Below are 18,687 nucleotides of genomic sequence, written 5' to 3' on the forward strand. Positions count from 1 at the left end.
GCGGCTGCGGGCGGTTGCGAGGGCTGCGCGGCGGACACGGGCTGCGCGGGTTGCACCGGCTGCGCAGGCTGCGGCGCGGCGGGCGCGGCTTGCGCCGCGGGCTGCGGCGGCGGCGGCGGTTGCGCGTTCCCCACCTTCATCCGCGCCACGTTCGCCATGAACCCGTTCGGGTTCGCCTTCAAGTACGCCGCGTACTGCGGACCGAGCTCCCCCGTACGACCGAGCAGCGCCCCGAAGTGATCCGCGAGCTGCATCGCGCGGTCGTGCCCCGGCGACGCGCCGAGCGCCGACAACGAGTACGAGAGCCCGTACTCCCCGTCGTACGTCTCCGCGAGCTGCACGAAGATCGCCGCTGTCTCGTCGCGCTCCGGCTGCGGCACGTTCTCGCCCGCGTTGATGCGCTCGAGCACGCTCACGCCGAGCTCCTGCGTCAACGCAACGTCGGTCGGACGCACCGCGCGCGCCGAGCGCAGCGCCTGCGTCGCGCCCGGCATGTCACCCGCGCGCTTGCGGATGTCGGCCTCGTCTCGGTAGAGCGCGAGCTTGCGCTCGGGATCCTCGGCGATGGCCTGCTCCATCGCGAAGTACGGGATCGCCTCCGCGTACTGCTGCTGCGCCTTCAAGATCTCGCGCGCCGCGTAGATCGCATACACGTTGCGCGGATCGAGCTCGGCGACCTTGCGCCAGTTCTCCACCGCGCGCTCGGGCCGCGCGAGCTGCGGCTCGCTCCACATCCGTCCAAGCTCCTCGTGCAGCTTGAGGAGCATCGCGCGCACCTCCGGCTTGGCTGCCGCGGGCGCGAGCCCCTTCGCTTGCCGTTCGTAAAGCTGGACGAGCGACATGACGTCGCCCTTTTCGCGAAACATCTGCACGAGCCGCTCGGCCGAGCGATGCATCGGATCCTTGTCGACCGCGAGCATCAACGTGCGCACGGTGTTGTTCATGTCGCCGAACGCCGCTTGCCAGACGTTCGCGGCCTCGCTCAGCCAATGTGCGCCGTAGGCGGGATCCGGCGTCTGCGTGCCGACGCGCTCGAGCAACATGGCGTACGAGCGAGGGTCCTGCGCGCCTGCACGATGCGCGTACGCGAGCGCCTCCTGATCGTGAGGGTTCGCGAGCAGGCGCTGGACGAGCATTTCGATTTCACGAGGATCCATCGTTGTCCGTGCGCGAAGGTACACGGCTCTCCGGGCGCCGTACAACCGCTTCGCGCCCGTCTGCTGCATGCCGCGCCACGCCGGGCCCCGCGCCTTGGGCGCACGCCTCCTCGAGGGCCTCGATGAACGCCCGCGCGCTCTCCGGCCGATCCTCCGGCCGCTTGCAGAGCGCCCGCACCACGAGGTCCGACAAGGCGCGCGGGATCCCCGCCTCCGGCGCAGCCTCGCGAGGCGCGATCGGCGGCTCGTGCACGTGTTTGGCCATCACCCGCGCCGCGTCCCGCTCGACGAACGGGGGCCTGCCCACGAGCATCTGGTAAAGGAGCGCGCCCACCGCATACAGATCGCTGCGCGCATCGACCGGCTCCCCGAGCGCCTGCTCCGGCGACATGTACCGAGGCGTACCGACGGGACCACCCCCGCACCCGAGCGCGTCGTTCGGGTCGCGCGGCGAGGGCCCGAGGTCGGCGAGCCCGAAATCGAGCAGCTTGGCCCCCTCGGCCCCTCCGCCGAGGCGGGCGATGAACACGTTGTCCGGCTTCAGATCCCGGTGGACGATCCCCTTCTCGTGCGCCTCGGCGAGCGACGTGAGCGCATGCGTCCCGAGCCGCGTCGCCTCCACGATCGAGAGCCGCCCTTCCCGCCGCAGCCGGACGCCGAGCGGCTCGCCTTCGAGCATCTCCATCACGAGGAACCGCGACACCGTGGGCGAGACGAGCGCGTCCTGCCCGCCGTGCACGACCTCCCCCACGTCGAGCACCTGCACCGTGTGCGGCGATCGCAGCATCGCGAGGACCCGCGCCTCCCGATCGAGCCGCGAGAGCGCCCGCGCGCCGAGCCCCCGATCCCCACGAAACACCTTCACCGCGACGTCCTGCCCCCGCGCCGCGTCCCACGCTCGGTACACCGCCCCCATCGAGCCCGCGCCCATCCGACCGAGCACCACGTACCGCCCCGCGATCGTCGTCCCGAGGAACGGATCTCCATCCGCATCGGCGAGGACCACCGCGGCGACGAGCGCGAGTCCGTCGCGCGGGCAAAACACGGGCTCCGTCGTCTCGACGGGCGCAGGCTTCGGGTCGCGGCAGCGCGGGCAAACGAGCCCGGTCAAGGACCGAAGCGAGGGCCTTCCCATCAGCGAAGCTTGCAGGCGTAGTCGCCCACCATCACGAATGCGCGCCGGCAGACCACATCCACCGTCCGCTTCGGCGTCACCATCTCGAACGTCTGCCCGAACGGCGTTCGCTCGAGCCGCGTCACCTGCGCGCGGCAATTCGGCCCCTGCTCCCCACACGCCACGGCCGCGGCTGCGCGCTCGACCTCGCTGTTGTCCGACATCACGTTCACCGCGGCGGAGACGCTGAACAAGACGCAGAGGACGAAGATCGAGATCTGCCCGGCGCGCTTCATGGCGGCGCATCCTAGCAGCGGAGGGAAGCCTCGCGCCCGAGATCCGAAGCCGCAGCGCGCGCCTGCTTCAGAGCTTGATCCCGCCGTTTTGAATCGGCTCGAAGCTCTGCCGCCGCGTCTCGTATTTTCCGCGCACGAACGCGCCGAGCACGGGCGCCATGTTCGCGGGCACGTCCTCGTCCCACTCGCCGCCGTCGATCGCGTCGCGCGGATAGAGATCCGGCGCCAGGAGGAAAAAACTCGGCACCCGCTCGTGCGGCATCTTCAGCCCCGTGAGGTCCTCATCGAACGCGTCGATGTCCACACGCACGAGCCGCACCCGCGCGAGCGCCGTCTGCATGAGCGGATGCTCGAGCGACGTCGACAAGCTGCGGCACGAGACGCACTCGCTCTTCGTCGTCATCACGACGATCGTCTCGCCCGCCGCCGCCGCGGCCGCGCGTTGCTTCGCGAGCTCCTGCGAGAGCGACGACACCGAGATCCCAACATCCACGATCGTGACGTTGCCCTCCTTGTGAACGGCCGTCTCTTTCTGGAGAACCGGCACGGCCTTGGAAGGCGGCGACGCAGGCTCCGCAGCCTCGACCGAACCCTCGAGCGGCCTCGGCGTATCCCCGACCGTCACGACATTGGCGATCGAATCGAGCTGCGCCTCGTGGCGCCGCTCCATCGTCCACACCCCGAACGCGATGGCCGCGCCCCAAGCCACCGTCAGGCAAATCCCGAGGCCCATCCCCAGTGTCGCCAGGACATACCCGCGGCGTCCTGTGCCTACGCCGTCAATCTCGCGACGCGCGGCCCAGCCGAAGACGATGGCGGCGACCGAGCCCAACGGTCCGCCCACGAACGGCGCCAGGATCGACGTCAATGCCAGCGTCGAGAGCGGCTTTTTGTGCGGCGACCTCGGCCCCCGCAGGTACGGGTCCGAGAGAGGAGGGAGCTCCGTCGGGCCCTCGGCTCGGGCGACGCGCGAAAGCGCGGACCTCGGGGAAATGGCCTCGCTCACCCACGAATTCTAGCGCCTAATCTCGCTTACGCTCGCAAACCAAGGATGGACGGAATGAAGCGTCCCGCCCGTGCAGAAGGGATACGCCAACCCCCCACGCAGCGTGGTAGGAGGAAGGTGCCCTCTCATGATCGAACCGGCCCGCACCTCCGTCTTTCCCCGAGCCCTGGCCGCCCGGCTCGTGTCCGTGACGATCGGTGATTACCAGGCGATCGGGAGCAGCACGATCGAGCTCGCCATCGCCCCGCGTCGCACCGTGCTCGTCGCGAAGGGCGGGACCCTCGCGTCGCTCCTCGTCCAGGGCATCGCCGAAGGCGCGCACATCGCGGTCCACGCCCTGAGCGACCCGGAAAAACCGCGCCACTTCCGCTGCGAGTTCGAAGGCGACGCCGGCGAGCACCTCGTCTACGGCTACGATCGGCGTTTCCAAGATCTCGAGGACGACGACGAGCCCTTCCCGCCCTCGATGCGCTGGGAAGAACACGCCGCGAGGACCGACGAGGCCAACGTGGATCTCTGGACGGTGCGTGATCGACGCGCCGTCTTCGGCGACGGCAGCCGCATCTCGCTCCCCTCGGGCGTCGGCGCGCTCGCGCTCGCCGGGGACTCCGCCGATCGTGTCCCCGAGGACCTGCGTCGCATCCGCGCCTACCTCGAAGGCATCCGCTGGCTCGGCCTCGCCCTCGCGCGCCCCCCGATCGAGGATCGCACAGGCGTCACGCTCACCGGCCGCTCAGGCGTCCTCTGGACGTCGCGGGGCCTCGACGCGCGCCTGCTCTCGCTCGCGTCGACGCTCGTCATCTGGTTCGAGCTCCACCGCGATCGGTACAACAAGGTCGTCGAGCTCTGCCAGCGCATCGGCGCGCCTGGCGAGCTCGCCGTCCAGATCACGCGCGACACCTCCGCGCGCGCGGACGTCGCGCCGCAGGACCGCGCCAGCATCACGTTCGAGGGCGTGGACTTCGGTCGTTTGTCCGACGCCGTGATCCGAAGGCTCGAGCTCCTCGTCGCGCTCGTGGATCCGGAGGCGACGGCGCTGCTCATCGAGGAGCCCGAGATCGCCGCGGTCCCCGGCAGCATCGTCGCGCTGCTCGACGTGATCGAGGCCTGCGCCGATCACCGGCAGCTCATCGTCTCGACGAAGTCGCCCCACGTGATCGACTGGGCGCGCCCCGACGAGCTCCGGTTCGTCGAAAAAAACCGGTACCGGGATCTCTCCGTGCGCAGCCTCGACTTCAGCGAGCTCGGCGCGGCCCAGGCCCACGTCGCGGCCGGCGGCAAGCTGTCGACGTTCCTCGCGTCCTGATCACGCGGCGCGACAGGCCGAGCGCTCGTCACGCGCGCGTAGAGGACACGCCCTGCACGCGTGCGCGAACGACACGTTCTCCCGCGCTCAGGGGACGCAGCTCGACTCGAGCGTCCGCAGGATCGCGCGCTTCGTGCTCACGCCGTTGCTCATGGGCTCGGCCCATAGGAAGCCCAACCGCGGGCCGGCCGACGTGACCGCCGCCGCGTCCTTCACCGCGCCCGTCCCGTCGCTGATCCGCATGCCCGTGGCCGACGGCTCGCCGCTCTCCGAGAGCTTCACCGCGAGGACCTGATCGTCCTTGCCGCCCTCTTGACCAAGGAACACGACGAGCGCGCCGTCGCCGATCGGCGCGAGCGCCGGAGCCCGACCGCGCCCGACCAGCCACGTCTTTTCGCCGGGGCGCGCCGCGGCGTCGACGGCGCGCGCGAGGATCTTGTCGCCCTCGATCCACACGGCCATCGCGCCTTTCGTCGTGGCCACGAGGTTCACGCGTTCGCGCGCGGGCGCGCCGGCCGGCGGGGCCGCCGCGAGGGTGTAGGCTTCGTCGATCTCCTTGCCCGCGAGATCGAAGCGCGACACGACGATCCGCCCGTCCCCCTCGTGCCAGGCGAGCGTGTAGCCAGTTCCATCGGCGGCGACGGCGGGCCTGCGCGGCTCGTGGGCGTGGTGCGTCGCGCCGAGCGCCTGCACGGCCGGCGCGGCTGCGTCCGTCGGGGCGAACTGGAACAGCCCGAGCTGCGCCTTCTCCATGTTGAACGGCGCCACCGCGACGATCGCCCCGGCGGGCGTCGCGGCGAGGGCCACGTCGTCCGCGTTCGCGGCGTTCACCGTGCTCAGGTGCTCGATCACGGGCGCCGGCGCCGTCTCCCAGCGCGGCTTCGTGTACGCCAGCCCGTTTTCGTCGAACCACACGAGCGTCCAGCCAGCCCCGTTCGCGAAGATTCGCGGCGCCGTCTCGTTGGCCGTCCCGATGCCACGCGCGCGCGCCACCTGCTTCGCGTCGAGGGCGAACCCAGCGAACGCGAGCTGCGCGCCCGGCTTGTTCGCGGCGAGCTTGATGAGCCAGGCGGCGGCGAGCGACCCCTCGCTCCCCGCGACCGTCACTTCGCCGCGTTGCAGGTACGTCGCGATGTCCCCGCTCTGCGCCTTGCACCCCTCGGTCTGCGCGGCCGCGACGAACGACGACACGCCCGAGCCCACTGGCTCGCTCGACGGAGGCGGAGGCGCTTGCGCGACGCTCGCCGAGGTCGCGGGCGGATCCGCGGCCGCGCTCGTCGCCGCCGATGCGCTCGGGGCCGGCGCTGCGCCGCCCTCCGTCTTGCCTTGCTTGCACCCAATGGGGACAAGGCCGAGAAGCAGGCTCGTCATGACACCGACGACCCCGAAGGCCCATGCGCCGGCCGCGACCGCTGGGGAGCGAACCTGCTTCATCCCCCCCGAGCCCCCCGGCGCGCCATGCGACATTGGATCGTCCTCGTCAAGGCTGGCACCGTGAACCACGAGGGATCACGGCTGCCTACCTCATCCAAGCGAAGTCGCGAATCCCTCGGCGACGTGTTTGTCCAATCGACAACTGTGCGAAGAGGGGGACTTGAACCCCCACGCCGGTTAAGGCACTGGAACCTGAATCCAGCGCGTCTGCCAATTCCGCCATCTTCGCGTGATGCCTTCCCGTGAAGGACATCGCTCCGCCGGCCCCTCGGCCAACGGGGGCGTATAGATAGATCGGCCGAAGCCCCGCGCGCAAGGACGAATTTCGCTTTTCGTCTCCTTCACGGCCGCCCCCCGAAGCGCCGCGAAAAACCGCGCCGCGTGCGCTTCCTCGCGCTTCGGAGCGCTCGCGCCTTGCCGAGCACGCCTGCACGTGCGCGTCCGCCACACGGGCGCGGCACCGTACGTGCTCCGCGAACCCCTGATGGCGAGGCGCGAGCACCTTGGGTCTCTGGGGGTCGCTCGTGCAGCGACCGGCCGCGCGCTCGACGCTGCGGGCGCGTTTGCCTTCCCCACCGACTGGAGGAGCCTTTTCGTGCCGAGGAAGAAGATCGTCGTCGTGGAGGACGACCCCGAGCTCCGGGATCTCGAGACCTTCCTGCTCGGCGCCGAGGGCTACGACGTCGTCGGCGTCGCCGATGGCATCGAGGCCGCCGCGATCGTCCAGCGCGAGCACGCCGACCTCGTCCTGCTCGACCTCATGCTGCCGGGCAAAGACGGCAACGCGGTCCTCGAAGAGCTGTCGGAGCAGGCGGAGACGCGGCGCACGCCCGTCATCGTCGTCTCCGCGTTCCTTGCCCAGCTCAGGCTCACGCCGCAGGTCCGCCGTGTCCTCTCGAAGCCGTTCGACGTGAGCGACCTCCTCGACGCCGTCGCGCGCGAAGTCGAGCGTCCCCATGAAGAGGTGGCCTGATGAACGGCCCTCCCGACGACGGCCCTGCGCGCGGCGATCTCGCTCCCCCCGTCGACCGCGTCCCGCCCGCTCCCCTGCCTGCGCCACAGGCGAACACGCCCGCCGGCATCGTCTCCCTCGACGCGCCGCCTTCCGCGCGCGACATCCGCGAGGCCACCCTGCTCAAGGAAGGCGACCTCTTCCTGCTCACGGACGCCGAGGGCAACGTCCCGCGCAAGAACCGCGAGGGGTACGGCCTCTACCTCGGCGACACGCGCTTCTTGAGCAGCTACGAGCTCGCCATCCAGGGCCTCCGCCCGACCATCCTCCTCTCCAGCGACCACGCGCATTTCCTCGGCGCGCAGGTCCTCACGAACCCGAACCTCGTCACGCCCGAGGGCCAGGCCGTCCACGAGCAGACCATCCAGATCCGCCGCTACCGCCTGGTTCGTCCCACCGAGGTCAACGAGTCGCTCACGTTCCAGAACTACAACCGCTTCCCCGTCACGCTCGACGTCGAGCTCCACTTCGAGGCCGACTTCTCCGACATGTTCGAGGTCCGCGGCATCGTGCAGGGCGCGCGCAAAGGCAAGCCACACGCGCCCGAGCACATGCCGGCCGTCCTGCGCTTCCGGTACGACGGCGCCGACGGCCTCGCGCGGCGCACCGAGGTCCGCTTCGATCCCAAGCCCGACCGGCTCGCGGCGTGCACCGCGAGTTACCGCATCGAACTCCGCCCCGGCGGCTCCACGTGCATCACGCTCGGCGTCAGCGTCGACGCCTCGCCGCTGACGAACCCGAACGGCCCCGCGGTCCCGCGCCGCGCGCTCACGGGCTACAAGCAATGGCTCGCCGGCCAGGTCGGCGTCGAGACGAGCAACAGCCTCTTCAACGCGATCTTCGCGAAGGCGCGCAACGACCTCCGTGTCCTCCTCTCCGGGGATCCCGACGCGCCCTTCATCGCCGCTGGCATCCCCTGGTACGCGTGCCTCTTCGGGCGCGACACCATCCTCACGGCGCTGCTCTACCTCTGGATCTCCGCCGAACCCGCGCGCCAGGCGCTGCGCTTGCTCCACCGCCACCAGGGCAGCCGCGACGATCCCATGCGCGACGAGGAGCCTGGCAAGGTCATGCACGAGCTGCGCCGCGGCGAGCTCGCGCGCCTCGGCGTCGTCCCCTTCTCGCCGTACTACGGCACCGTCGACGCCACGCCGCTCTGGATCATCCTCCTCGCCGAGTACCACCGCGCGACCGGCGATCTCGACCTCGTCCGCGAGCTCCGCCCGAACCTCGACGCCGCGCTCCTCTGGATGGATCGCTACGGCGATCGCGACGGCGACGGCTTCCTTGAGTACGCGTGCCGCTCGGACGCGGGCCTCGTCAATCAAGGTTGGAAGGACTCCACCGACGCGATCACGCATCCCGACGGCACCCTCGCCGAACCGCCGATCGCGCTCGTCGAGGTGCAGGCCTACGCCTACGCGAGCCGCCGCGCCGCGGCCCGCATCTACCGCGCCCTCGGCGATCCTGCGCTTGCCGCCTCCGAGGAGCTACGCGCCGCCAAGCTCCGCGACGCCATCGACGTGGCCTTCTGGATGCCTTCGGACAACGCCTACGCCATCGCGCTCGACGGCGACAAACGGCAGGTCGCCACCGTCTCCTCGAACGCGGGCCACGCGCTCTGGGCCGGCGTTGTCCCGCACGCGCGCGGCGAGCTCATGGCGCGACGGCTCATGGAAGAGGACCTCTTCTCCGGCTGGGGCATCCGCACCCTCTCCACGCGCGCGGCTCGGTACAACCCCACGGGCTACCACCTCGGCACCGTCTGGCCGCACGACAACGCGCTCATCGCCCTCGGCTTCAAGCGCTACCGCCAGGAGCCCCTCGCCCTCGAGCTCGTCACGGCGCTCTTCGAGGCCTCGCAGCACTTCCCTGCCTACCGCATGCCCGAGCTCTTCTGCGGCTTCGCGCGCAGCGCGTTCGGCGTCCCCGTCCGTTACCCCGTCGCTTGCAGCCCCCAGGCCTGGGCCGCTGCCTCGTGGGCCACCCTCCTCGCCGCTCTGCTCGGCCTCTCGCCCAACGCGCCGGGCAACGAGCTTCGGATCGTCCGCCCCACCCTCCCGCGCTGGCTCCACTGGGTCGAGATCAAGCGCCTCCCCGTCGGTCGTGGGGAAGTCGACCTTCGGTACCAACGTGTGGAGGAGCATACTGCCGTGGACGTCGCTGCGATGCGGGGAGATGTAAGGGTGACCTTCGTGGACACCTGGGAGGAGGACGGGACGTACCCACCCAACAGTACGACTCCATGAAGGATTTTCACCCATGGCACGGCCCGTCCCACCTTTGCGCACCCGAGCAACTCTCTCCCCTCATTTTTTCCGATGTCCGTACGGCTCCCGATGCATACCTTCCCGGCTCCCTCGTCCAAGTCAGCCAGGAGGTCTACCCGTGCGAACGACTGTCATTCGCTCCCTGCTCGCCACCGCCGTGATCGCTTCCGCCTCTGGTTTCTTGTGCGCGGACGCGGCCGCGGAGGGGACGGTCGGGGTCCTCGTGCTCCGGGAGCATGGGGTGGGGAGCGCGGCGCAAGCCCAGCCTTATGTCGACAAGTTCGTCTCCGTCGCCGCCAAGCAGAACGGCTGGGGCGGCGCGAAGGGCGAGTATCACACGAGCCGCGGCAACGCCGAGGCGTTCATCACCGCGCAGAAACCTCAGTACGGCATCCTCTCGCTCGGCGCCTTCCTCGGCCTCAAGGCCAAGCACAACCTCGACATCATCGGCCAGGTCGCGGTCAATCGCGCCGGCGGCCAGCAGTATCACCTCATCAGCAAGAGCGCCGCGGACCTCGCGGGTTGCAAGGGCAAGGCGCTCGCCAGCGACCACGCCGACGATCCCAAGTTCATCGACAAGGTCGTCTCGAAGGGCGCCTTCAAGCTCGGCGATTTCACGTTGGTCACGACGACCCGCCCGATCCAGACCATCAAGAAGGTCGTGAGCGGCGACGCGGCGTGCGCGCTCGTCGACGACGCGCAGCTCGCCGAGCTCGGCAAGATCGACGGCGCCGCCGGCATCAAGTCCGTCTGGTCGAGCGACAAGCTCCCGCCCATGGTCGTCGTCGCCTTCCCCTCCGCGCCCGCGGACGCACGCAAAGCGTTCCAGGCAAACCTCGCCAAGATTTGCGAGGGCGAGGGCAAAGCGACGTGCGGCGAAGTGGGCATCCTCGCCCTCAAGTCCGCGACATCCGCCGATTACGCCGGCGTCGTCGCTGCGTACGACAAGTAGCGCCTCTTCGCTCGCCTGCGCGGGGGCGCTTCTCCCCGCCGACGATGTTATTTCTCCCGCCCGTGCGCTGGTCCTTTCTCCTCCTCGTCGCTGCCCTCGCGGCCTTGCCCGCTTGCTGGGGCGGCGTGACCGGCGCGCAGGGCCCCGCCAACGCTGCGCTCGAGACCGCCGTCGCCACGAAAGACGCGCTCGTCATCGCCGACGCGCTCGAAGACCTCATCGCCGCGGGCGTGGACACCCCGGAAGATCGCCAGCTCGCGTACGCGGAGGTGCGCGCGCGCGCGGTCGACACGGCCGCGTACACGTACGCGCGCGCCGTCGTCACGGGGCGCCTCGTGCAGCTCAAGGGCTTGCTCGGGGCCGACATGGTCGGCGAGGTCGAGCACTACGCGCGCCGCAGCCGCGCGCTCGATCCGAACTTCCGCAACGGCGCCGCGACGCGCATGCTCGGCACGCTCTACGTGGTCGCGCCTGCCGCGCTCCTGCGGAATGGAGACTCGGAGACGGGACTCGAGCTGCTCGAAGGCCTCGTGCAGAAGGACCCCGACGTCATCGAGAACCACCTGCGCGTCGCCGAAGCCTACATCGCGCTCGGCGACGTCGAGCCTGCCAAGCCCCACCTCTGCCGCTGCTCGGCCGACCGCGGAAAGCTTCGCCGCGACGATCAGGCGCTCCTCGCGCAGCTCCTCAAGGACGCGGGCAACCCGACATGCCCGAAGCCTGCTGCGACCGCGCCCGCGCCTTGAAACGCCGCGGGATCGACGGGCGGCCTGCGCGGGATCGTGATAGCAGCGTCCCGTGTCGACTTCTTCGAGCCCTCCGAACGGCCCCGCGAGCCCGAGCCACGACGCGCCCGGGTGGCTCGTGCGGCTCTTCACCCGCATCATCTCGGCCCGCTGGATCATCATCGCCCTGTATGCGCTCGTCCTCCCGCCCGCGGCCTGGTTCGCGGCGCGTGTCCAGCAGGACAACGCGATCGAGCGGCTCATCGCGACGAGCGACACCGACTACGTCAAGACACGCGAGTTCGAGCAGGTCTTCGGCGCCGGTGAGTTCGCCGTCCTGCTCGCCGAGGCCGACGATCCCTTCGCGCCTGCGGTGCTCGATCGTCTCGACAAACTCGAACGCGCGCTGAAGGAGATCCCGCGCGTCGAGCCGAACTCTGCGCTCTCCATTTACCGCCGCGCCAAGGCTGGCTTCGATCCGACCCCCGAGCAGTCCGAGGCGCTCCGCAAGTTCGTCTCGGGCACCAAGCTCTTCCAGGATCAGGGCCTCGCCGGCGACGGCTACCTCGCCATCGCCCTCGTGCTCGACGTGCACACGAGCCAGGAGCGCCGCGAAACCCTCTCGGCCGTGCGTCGCGCCATCGAGGCGACGGGCGGCGACGGCGCCCCGCTGAAGACCTTGCGCCAGGTCGGCCAGCCCTACGTCAACATCTACCTCGACGAGGACATGCAGAAGACCGGGCCGAAGTATTTCGGCCTCTTCGCCGCGTTCATCATCGGCCTCTGCCTCTTCCTCTATCGCTCGGCGCGCACGCTCGCGGCCTTCTTGATCACGCTCGGCGTCTCGATCGCCTTCGCCATGGGCTACATCGGCCTCACGGGCGGCATCCTCACGATCGTCTCGCCCATGGTGCCGATGACGATCCTCGTCACGACCACGGCGACGCTCGTCTACTTGCAGTCGCGTTTCGTCGAGCGCCCCGCGGATCGCAGCGTCGACGAGCACCAGGTCTTCTCCCTCGCCAACAAGTGGCTGGCTTGCACCGCGTCCGTTTTCGCGACGGCCGTGGGCTTCACGGCGCTCGTCGTCTCGAGCATCCAACCCATCCGGCAGATGGGCGTCTGGGTCGCGGTTGGCCTCGCGCTCAGCTACGTCGTCTGTTTCACGCTCTTCCCCGCGCTGCAGAAGATCCTGAAGACCCCGACCGCGATCGAGCAAAAGGTCGCGGCTGCGTGGTTCGTCCGCCTCACGGAGGCGCTGCCCCGGTGGAGTTATCGGTATCGCTGGCCGCTCGTCCTCGGCTCGATCGTGCTCTCCTTCGCGGGCGCCGTGGCGCTCTTCGGGCTGCCCGGCGTCGTCAAGCCGATGCGGCTGCTCACCGATCCCGTCGAATACATCAACTCGGGATCACGGCTTTATGCGGACACGAAGGCCATCGAGACGAAGATCCCCGGGCTCTCCGTCACCGAGGTCTGGCTCAAGGGCGGAGTCGGCAGCGTCTCCGAGCCCGACGCGCTGAAAGGATTTCAGGCGTTTCACGAGGGGCTCGTCGCCGATCCCGAGGTCGGCGCGGCGATCGGCCCGACCACGATCCTGCGCATGATGCAGTACCTCGGCGGCGCGGGCGATGCGTTCCCCAAGGACCCCGAGGCGCTCGACGAGCTCGCGGGCACGCTGGAGTCCCTCGCGCCCGTAGATCCGCTCCTCGGCCGGTTCGTCCAGAAAAACGGTCTCGGCCAGACGCATTTCACGATCATCTCGAAGGCGACCGAGCACGAGGCCTTCGAGCGGCTCCAGGCGAGCATCGACAAGCACTGGAAGAATGCCGTCGAGAAGAACCCTGCGTTGAAGGAGTTCGAGCTCCGGACCGTGGGCATGGCGCCGCTCCAGGCGCGCGTCTCGCAGAGCCTCGTGCCCACGCTGGTCGAGAGCTTCGAGCTCACGGTCGGCATCATCTTCGTCACGTTCCTCGTGGTGTTCCGGAGCGGGGCGGCGCGGCTCATGGCCATGATCCCCTCGCTCTTCGCGATCCTCGTCATGTTCGGCGTGATGCGCATCTCCGGCATGACGCTGAACGTCGCGACGATCCTGATCGCGTCGACCGTGCTCGGGACGAGCGAGAACGACCAGATCCATTTCTTCTATCACTTCCAGGAGGGCCGAAAGGCAGGCTCCGTGGAGCAGGCGCTCCGGCACACGCTCTTCGTCTCGGGCCGGGCGATCTTCTTCGCGACGCTCATCAACGCGGGCGGCTTCGTGGCCTTCGGGATGGCGGATCTGCCGCCGATCCGGCAGTTCGGCCTCCTCTCCGCCGTGGCCTTCGTCCTCTCGATGATCGCGGACTTCACCGCCTTGCCCGCGGCGCTCTGGCTCGTCCTCCGCGCGAAGCCCGACGCCGAGCCGGCTCCGACGAAAGAGCCGGGCCAAACCCCTGCGTCGAGTTCGCCTAGCCAAACCCCTTGAAGGAGAAACCGATGACCATTCGCACCGAGCGTGTTCAGATCCCCGTCGCCGACGGCACCACGATGGACGGCTATCTCTGCCGACCCGAGGGCGACGCGCCCCGCCCCGCGATCCTGATCCTGCAGGAGATCTTCGGCGTCAACGCGCACATCCGCGACGTCGCCGAGCGCTTCGCGCGCGAGGGGTACGTGACGCTCGCGCCGGATCTCTTCCACCGCACCACGCCCGGCTACGAGGGCAACTACGCGGACTTCGCCCCCAGCATGAAGCTCGCGGGTCAATACAAGGGCGAGCAGAGTGAGGCCGACGTGCGCGCCGCCGCCGACTACCTCGCCAAGCACGCGGCCGTGGCGGAGGGCCGCGTCGCCGCGCTCGGGTTCTGCATGGGCGGGCGCCTCTCGTTCGTGACGAACGGCGTCGCCCCGCTCAAGTGCGCGGTCTCCTTTTACGGGAGCATCGCGCCCGACAAGCTCTCTTATGCCGCGACGCAAGCGGGGCCCATCCTGCTCATCTGGGCCGGCAAGGATCCGTTCATCCCGCAGGAGGCGGCGCAGAGCACGGTCGACGCGCTGCGGAAGCACGGAAAGCCCTTCGTCAACATCGAGTTCTCCGAGCACGATCACGGCTTCTTCTGCGACGCGCGCAGCAATTACAACGCGGCCGCCGCGTCCCAGGCCTGGGCGCTCACGCTCGCATTCCTGAAATCGCACCTCTGATCGGCCCCCTCGGCGACCTGCCGAGCGTGGGTGAAACCAGCCCTCCTGGAGCATCGGCCAAACCGCTTTGGGCGGAGCGTCCGGATGTGCACGCGCGACGCTGCACGACGGCGACGGACGCGACGACCGATCTGCGACACGGACGGACGGTCGCGCGGCTTCCGACCCGGCATCTGCCCTCGAAGATGGCCACGGCGGCGGAGCGAGGCCGGGCAAGGCGCACCCATATGCCGCGAATGAAACGCGCAGCATTTACCCGGCCGCCTCGCGCGATATCCCACAATGCCGCACAAGACGTAGTCGCGCTCGCGCTCATCGATTGAATGCGCGACAACGGTGGAGTCCGGCGACCGTAATTTCATCCACGCCCGGGGCGCGCTCGCCTGGTCTGGAGCTTGCTCGCTTCCGTGCAATCGATGGGTCTTCCCACGAGCGGAGAGATCGGAGAGCAGGGCCATGCCGCCGGAAGACAGCGACGAATCGCGCGCCGTACGAGGATCGATGTCAGGCGCGGAGATCCACGTCCTCGCGAAGACCATGTTCCGCGATTTCATGAACGCGGGGTACCAGGCTCGTGACGTCATCACCTTCGCGACCGAGCTCTTGGACCTGGTCATCACGAGCCTACGACATGCGAAATCGGATGCGGCGGCGGCCCTGCGAGAATCACGAAAAGCTCCAGGGGAAGAGGCCAAATGATGTCGTCGAGAGCGAGCCTTCCCGGCGTCCGGGCCCGCGGAAACGCCGTGTGAACGGGATCGGTCTCCCATTTTCACAGAGTTCGTTCTCGTCCTGGCAGAAGACACCGTCGCTGGCCACGCGATTATTTTCTTCGACCGGACCTTTCTCGGGCGTCGAACACATGGAGGGGATCATGGCCACCTTGTGCAGGCCGGAAGTCGCGGTTCCGGAGAACATCGTCACGATGGCAGACACGCTGAAGATGGCTGCGCAGCTCCACGCGGGCAAACCGCAGTTGAGGCTCGCGATGCGGCTCATCAGCAGCACCGGGGTGCAGAAGCGGCACATCGTACAGCCGCTCGAGCAGACCCTCGAGCACCATGGCTTCGAGAGCCGCAACAAGATTTACGAAGCCGAGGCCAAGCACCGGGTACCTCCGGTGATACGAAAAGCGCTCGAACATGCAGAACTGACGGCGCAGGACATCGACGCGATCATCTATGTCTCGTGCACGGGCTTCATGATGCCGGCCATGACGGCCTGGCTCGTGAATGCCATGGGCTTCCGTCACGACACGCGGCAGATCCCGATCGCGCAGCTCGGATGCGCGGCCGGAGCGGCGGCCATCAGCCGCGCGCACGACTTCTGCGTGGCGCATCCCGGCAGCAACGTGCTCATCGTGGCCTGCGAGTTCTGCTCGTTATGCTACCAGCCGCCCGACGACGACGTCGGCTCGCTCCTCTCCGACGGGCTCTTCGGCGACGCGGTGGGCGCGGTCGTCGTCCGGGGCAGCGGTGGCAAGGGCATCCGGCTGGAGCGGAATGCGGCGTATCTCATCCCGAACACCGAGGATTGGATCTCGTATCTCGTGAAAGAAACGGGATTCCATTTCAGGCTCGACAAGCGCGTCCCGGGGACGATGAAGCCTCTCGCGCCCGTGCTGCGGGAGCTCGTCGAACGTCACGGCTGGGACGTAGGCAGCCTGGATTTCTACATCATTCACGCCGGCGGGCCGCGCATCCTCAACGATCTGTGCAAGTACCTCGGCGTACCGCAGGAGTCGTTCCGGTACAGCCGGGCGACGTTGACGGAATACGGCAACATCGCCAGCGTGGTGGTGCTCGACTCCATTGGACGGCTGTTCGCGGACAACCACGTTCACGACGGCGGGCATGGAGTCATCGCAGGGTTCGGCCCTGGAATCACGGCGGAAATGGCCGTCGGTTCCTGGAGGGCCTAGGACGGCCGACAAGGACGGCGGGCATTCTGCCGCCGTCGTGCATCGAGAAGACAGGAGGGGGAACTGCCATGAATACTGCGCTGAAAGCTCCGTCGTCGACGTTCCATCTCGGCGGCGACCTTCCCGTGCGACGCCTCGGCTATGGCGCCATGTACTTGACCGGGCCCGGCATGTGGGGACCGCCGACCGACCCGGACGCGGCCATCCGGCTCTTGCGCCGCGCGGTCGACCTCGGCGTCAATTTCATCGACACGGCCGATTCCTATGGCCCGGACGCCAATGAGCAGATCATCCGCCGCGCCCTGCACCCCTATCCCGCGGGGCTCGTGATCACCACGAAGGGCGGGCTCTTGCGCTCCGGACCGGAGGACTGGACGCGCCGCGACCAGCCGTACATCGTCCCTTGCGGGCGCCCGGCGTATCTGCGCCAGCAGGTGGAGATGAGCCTGCGCAACCTCGGGGTCGAGCGAATCGATCTCTATCAGCTCCACCGTATCGACCCGGCCGTCCCGCTGGCCGATCAGCTCGGCGAGCTCGTCCGGCTCCGGGAGCAGGGCAAGATCCGCCATATCGCGCTCTCCGGGCAACCCGAGGTCTCGATCGAGCAGCTCGAAAAGGCGCTCGCGATGACCGAGATCGTCGCCGTGGAGAACCTCTACAACGTCGCGGACCGCGCCGGGGAGCCGGTCCTGCGTTATTGCGAGGAGCGCGGAATCGCGTTCATCCCGTGGTTCCCCATGGGACACGGCGCCCTCGCCGGGCCGAACAGCATCCTCGCCGGGTTTGCCCGCAAGCGCGCCCTCACGCCCGCCCAGCTCGCCCTCGCCTGGCTCTTGCACAAGTCCCCGGCCATTCTCGCGATCCCCGGCACCTCGTCCATTACCCACCTGGAGGAGAACCTCCGCGCCGCGCAGGTCAAGCTGGACGACAAGGAGATGCTCGAAATCGCGAACATCGCCGCGAGCGTGCCGACGTGGCGTCCGACGCCGCCCGCCGAGTCTTCCACCCAGGAGCAGTCATGAATCCCGCCGCCCTGCATCCGAACGTCCGATCGCTGCGCGCCATTTACGACGATCTGACGCGCATCGGGGAGTACGCGGCCGACGATATGGTCCTGCACAAGGCCGATCGGGCATTTGTCCGGGATGCCGCCGCCGGCCGCGCCGTCGGCAGGGAGGCCGCCGTCGCCCACGAGCGCGAGCTCGTCCGCATGACCGGCGGCACCCTGGTGATGGACGTGGAGCACATCGTCGCGAACGACCATTTCGGCGCCGTCTTCGGCGTCCTGCGGGCCCACCGCGATGGGGCGACGCTCGCGGTGCCCTTCTGCGGGGTGTGGCGATTCCGCGGGGGCCTGATCACGGAGCACTGGGAAAACGCCTACGACGTGGTCACCGTCGGGGCCTTCCTCCGCGGCAAGCCGAGGACCGACCCCGTGCACGGCAACGAAGACTGACCGGATTCCGCGCCTCGAGCCCCGCCGCTCAATGGCCGGCGGGGCCGAGGTCCACCTCGCCCCCGGGGTACACGAACGAGTCGCTCGGCGAATAAAAACAAGCGCCCGGCACGACCTGGAGCGGCGACGCGGGGCGCAGCGCATACACCGGATGATCGGGGGCGAGCATCTCGATCGAGAGCACCTCGAACGGGGTCACGAGATCCCCGATGTACGGATATCGCCCGCCCAGGATGCGATGGCCGAGGCGCGTCAAATAAAAGAGGTGGCCACGGGCGACCATGCCGATCTCCTTGCCCACGCGGGCGCGGGAGCGGATCACGGGGACGCCGTCCACGGAGGTCGTGGCCGTCAGGATGTCGTTCTCGATGGCGAGCGAGGTCTCGCCAGACGAGGCCGGCACGCCGCGCTCGCGCGCGTAGGTGCGGACGCGCTCGGACGAATTCAGATAATGCGTGAAAAACCGGCCCGGGGTCACGCCGTCGGGCGCGACGTGGCCGTCGAGATCGAGCCCGAGGTACGTGAGCGAATACGCGCCGAAGCCAGTCGTCTGCTCGGGCGAATCGACCACGTATTGGTTCATGTAGATCGCGTGGTTCTTCGCCGGGCGGAGCGTGGCCGGCAAGAGGCGCGCGCAGGCCTTGGGATCGGCGGGGATCCAGCTCGTGTAGAGCATGCGGCTGTGAATGACGAGCTGCGGCGAGACGAGCGGTCCTTCGGACATTCATACCTCCCTGAATGCGTTCAAGGTAAGCGTACACGGGCCGCGCGCCCCCACAAGACGCCGTGGAGGGCGGAAACCTGCCCGAACGACGCGCCTTCGCGCCCCTCGCGTGCCACCCGTTCAGGGCGGTAGAC

16 protein-coding genes, 1 tRNA gene and 1 pseudogene are annotated in these 18,687 nt (G+C 69.0%); 11 read left to right on the forward strand and 7 right to left on the reverse strand.

What is annotated here, in order from left to right; genetic code table 11:
• From QHF89_RS43885 to QHF89_RS43900, 4 genes and pseudogenes are all read right to left on the reverse strand, one after another.
• A pseudogene (locus QHF89_RS43885) lies at positions 1–1,157 on the reverse strand (hypothetical protein); the annotation flags it as partial.
• Positions 1,144–2,292, reverse strand: a complete 1,149-nt coding sequence (locus QHF89_RS43890; RefSeq protein WP_136971489.1) for a serine/threonine-protein kinase — start codon at positions 2,290–2,292, stop codon at positions 1,144–1,146. The pseudogene QHF89_RS43885 and the gene QHF89_RS43890, both read right to left, overlap by 14 nt.
• Positions 2,292–2,567: a hypothetical protein gene (locus QHF89_RS43895; protein WP_136971488.1), complete on the reverse strand. Its 276-nt coding sequence runs from the start codon at positions 2,565–2,567 to the stop codon at positions 2,292–2,294. The genes QHF89_RS43890 and QHF89_RS43895 overlap by 1 nt, the downstream gene beginning before the upstream one ends.
• 67 nt (positions 2,568–2,634) lie before the next feature.
• Positions 2,635–3,573, reverse strand: a complete 939-nt coding sequence (locus QHF89_RS43900) for a thioredoxin family protein (protein ID WP_136933353.1) — start codon at positions 3,571–3,573, stop codon at positions 2,635–2,637.
• Between the two features lie 127 nt (positions 3,574–3,700).
• Here QHF89_RS43900 and QHF89_RS43905 point away from each other — a divergent pair, with 127 nt between their 5' ends.
• Complete coding sequence (locus QHF89_RS43905; RefSeq protein ID WP_136971487.1) at positions 3,701–4,879, forward strand: AAA family ATPase; 1,179 nt, start codon at positions 3,701–3,703, stop codon at positions 4,877–4,879.
• A gap of 87 nt (positions 4,880–4,966) precedes the next feature.
• On the opposite strand, the gene QHF89_RS43910 is transcribed toward QHF89_RS43905, so the two are convergent.
• Together QHF89_RS43910 and QHF89_RS43915 are read right to left on the reverse strand one after the other, a co-directional pair.
• Positions 4,967–6,250, reverse strand: coding sequence for a hypothetical protein (locus QHF89_RS43910; protein ID WP_136971486.1), 1,284 nt, complete (start codon positions 6,248–6,250; stop codon positions 4,967–4,969).
• 208 nt (positions 6,251–6,458) lie between these two features.
• Positions 6,459–6,542, reverse strand: a tRNA-Leu gene (locus QHF89_RS43915).
• A gap of 366 nt (positions 6,543–6,908) precedes the next feature.
• Here QHF89_RS43915 and QHF89_RS43920 point away from each other — a divergent pair.
• The 10 genes from QHF89_RS43920 (at position 6,909) to QHF89_RS43965 (ending at position 17,829) form a co-directional block, all read left to right on the forward strand.
• A complete protein-coding gene (locus QHF89_RS43920; protein WP_284721731.1) occupies positions 6,909–7,286 on the forward strand; it encodes a response regulator in 378 nt (125 codons plus the stop codon).
• Positions 7,286–9,574: an amylo-alpha-1,6-glucosidase gene (locus QHF89_RS43925; RefSeq protein WP_136971484.1), complete on the forward strand. Its 2,289-nt coding sequence runs from the start codon at positions 7,286–7,288 to the stop codon at positions 9,572–9,574. Before QHF89_RS43920 ends, QHF89_RS43925 begins: the two co-directional genes overlap by 1 nt.
• 139 nt (positions 9,575–9,713) lie before the next feature.
• Positions 9,714–10,547 (forward strand): substrate-binding domain-containing protein, encoded by an 834-nt coding sequence (locus QHF89_RS43930; RefSeq protein WP_136971483.1) that lies wholly within the window; start codon positions 9,714–9,716, stop codon positions 10,545–10,547.
• Positions 10,548–10,609: 62 nt separating this feature from the next.
• Positions 10,610–11,293: a tetratricopeptide repeat protein gene (locus QHF89_RS43935; RefSeq protein ID WP_136971482.1), complete on the forward strand. Its 684-nt coding sequence runs from the start codon at positions 10,610–10,612 to the stop codon at positions 11,291–11,293.
• Between the two features lie 52 nt (positions 11,294–11,345).
• Positions 11,346–13,736 carry an efflux RND transporter permease subunit gene (locus tag QHF89_RS43940; RefSeq protein WP_136971481.1) on the forward strand — a complete coding sequence of 797 codons (2,391 nt, stop codon included), beginning with the start codon at positions 11,346–11,348 and terminating at the stop codon, positions 13,734–13,736.
• Positions 13,737–13,747: 11 nt separating this feature from the next.
• Positions 13,748–14,452, forward strand: coding sequence for a dienelactone hydrolase family protein (locus QHF89_RS43945; RefSeq protein ID WP_136971480.1), 705 nt, complete (start codon positions 13,748–13,750; stop codon positions 14,450–14,452).
• Between the two features lie 456 nt (positions 14,453–14,908).
• Entirely contained in the window at positions 14,909–15,151 is a 243-nt protein-coding gene (locus tag QHF89_RS43950) for a hypothetical protein (RefSeq protein WP_136971479.1), read from the forward strand.
• Positions 15,152–15,326: 175 nt separating this feature from the next.
• Positions 15,327–16,373: a type III polyketide synthase gene (locus tag QHF89_RS43955; protein ID WP_136971478.1), complete on the forward strand. Its 1,047-nt coding sequence runs from the start codon at positions 15,327–15,329 to the stop codon at positions 16,371–16,373.
• Between the two features lie 68 nt (positions 16,374–16,441).
• Entirely contained in the window at positions 16,442–17,395 is a 954-nt protein-coding gene (locus tag QHF89_RS43960) for an aldo/keto reductase (protein WP_136971477.1), read from the forward strand.
• Positions 17,392–17,829 (forward strand): nuclear transport factor 2 family protein, encoded by a 438-nt coding sequence (locus QHF89_RS43965; RefSeq protein WP_136933322.1) that lies wholly within the window; start codon positions 17,392–17,394, stop codon positions 17,827–17,829. Before QHF89_RS43960 ends, QHF89_RS43965 begins: the two co-directional genes overlap by 4 nt.
• 28 nt (positions 17,830–17,857) lie before the next feature.
• On the opposite strand, the gene QHF89_RS43970 is transcribed toward QHF89_RS43965, so the two are convergent.
• A complete protein-coding gene (locus QHF89_RS43970) occupies positions 17,858–18,553 on the reverse strand; it encodes a hypothetical protein (RefSeq protein WP_136933321.1) in 696 nt (231 codons plus the stop codon).
• Positions 18,554–18,687 lie beyond the last annotated feature (134 nt).

The organism is Polyangium sorediatum (assembly GCF_029946465.1).
Taxonomy (GTDB): domain Bacteria; phylum Myxococcota_A; class Polyangia; order Polyangiales; family Polyangiaceae; genus Polyangium; species Polyangium fumosum.

Bases quoted from the DNA above. Each gene is read 5' to 3' on its own strand.
- QHF89_RS43970 (WP_136933321.1), bottom strand. From the start codon at position 18,553: ATGTCCGAAGGACCGCTCGTCTCGCCGCAGCTCGTCATTCACAGCCGC.
- QHF89_RS43925 (WP_136971484.1), top strand. From the start codon at position 7,286: ATGAACGGCCCTCCCGACGACGGCCCTGCGCGCGGCGATCTCGCTCCC.
- QHF89_RS43895 (WP_136971488.1), bottom strand. From the start codon at position 2,567: ATGAAGCGCGCCGGGCAGATCTCGATCTTCGTCCTCTGCGTCTTGTTC.
- QHF89_RS43945 (WP_136971480.1), top strand. From the start codon at position 13,748: ATGACCATTCGCACCGAGCGTGTTCAGATCCCCGTCGCCGACGGCACC.
- QHF89_RS43890 (WP_136971489.1), bottom strand. From the start codon at position 2,292: ATGGGAAGGCCCTCGCTTCGGTCCTTGACCGGGCTCGTTTGCCCGCGC.
- QHF89_RS43905 (WP_136971487.1), top strand. From the start codon at position 3,701: ATGATCGAACCGGCCCGCACCTCCGTCTTTCCCCGAGCCCTGGCCGCC.
- QHF89_RS43960 (WP_136971477.1), top strand. From the start codon at position 16,442: ATGAATACTGCGCTGAAAGCTCCGTCGTCGACGTTCCATCTCGGCGGC.
- QHF89_RS43910 (WP_136971486.1), bottom strand. From the start codon at position 6,250: ATGACGAGCCTGCTTCTCGGCCTTGTCCCCATTGGGTGCAAGCAAGGC.
- QHF89_RS43955 (WP_136971478.1), top strand. From the start codon at position 15,327: ATGGCCACCTTGTGCAGGCCGGAAGTCGCGGTTCCGGAGAACATCGTC.
- QHF89_RS43965 (WP_136933322.1), top strand. From the start codon at position 17,392: ATGAATCCCGCCGCCCTGCATCCGAACGTCCGATCGCTGCGCGCCATT.
- QHF89_RS43950 (WP_136971479.1), top strand. From the start codon at position 14,909: ATGCCGCCGGAAGACAGCGACGAATCGCGCGCCGTACGAGGATCGATG.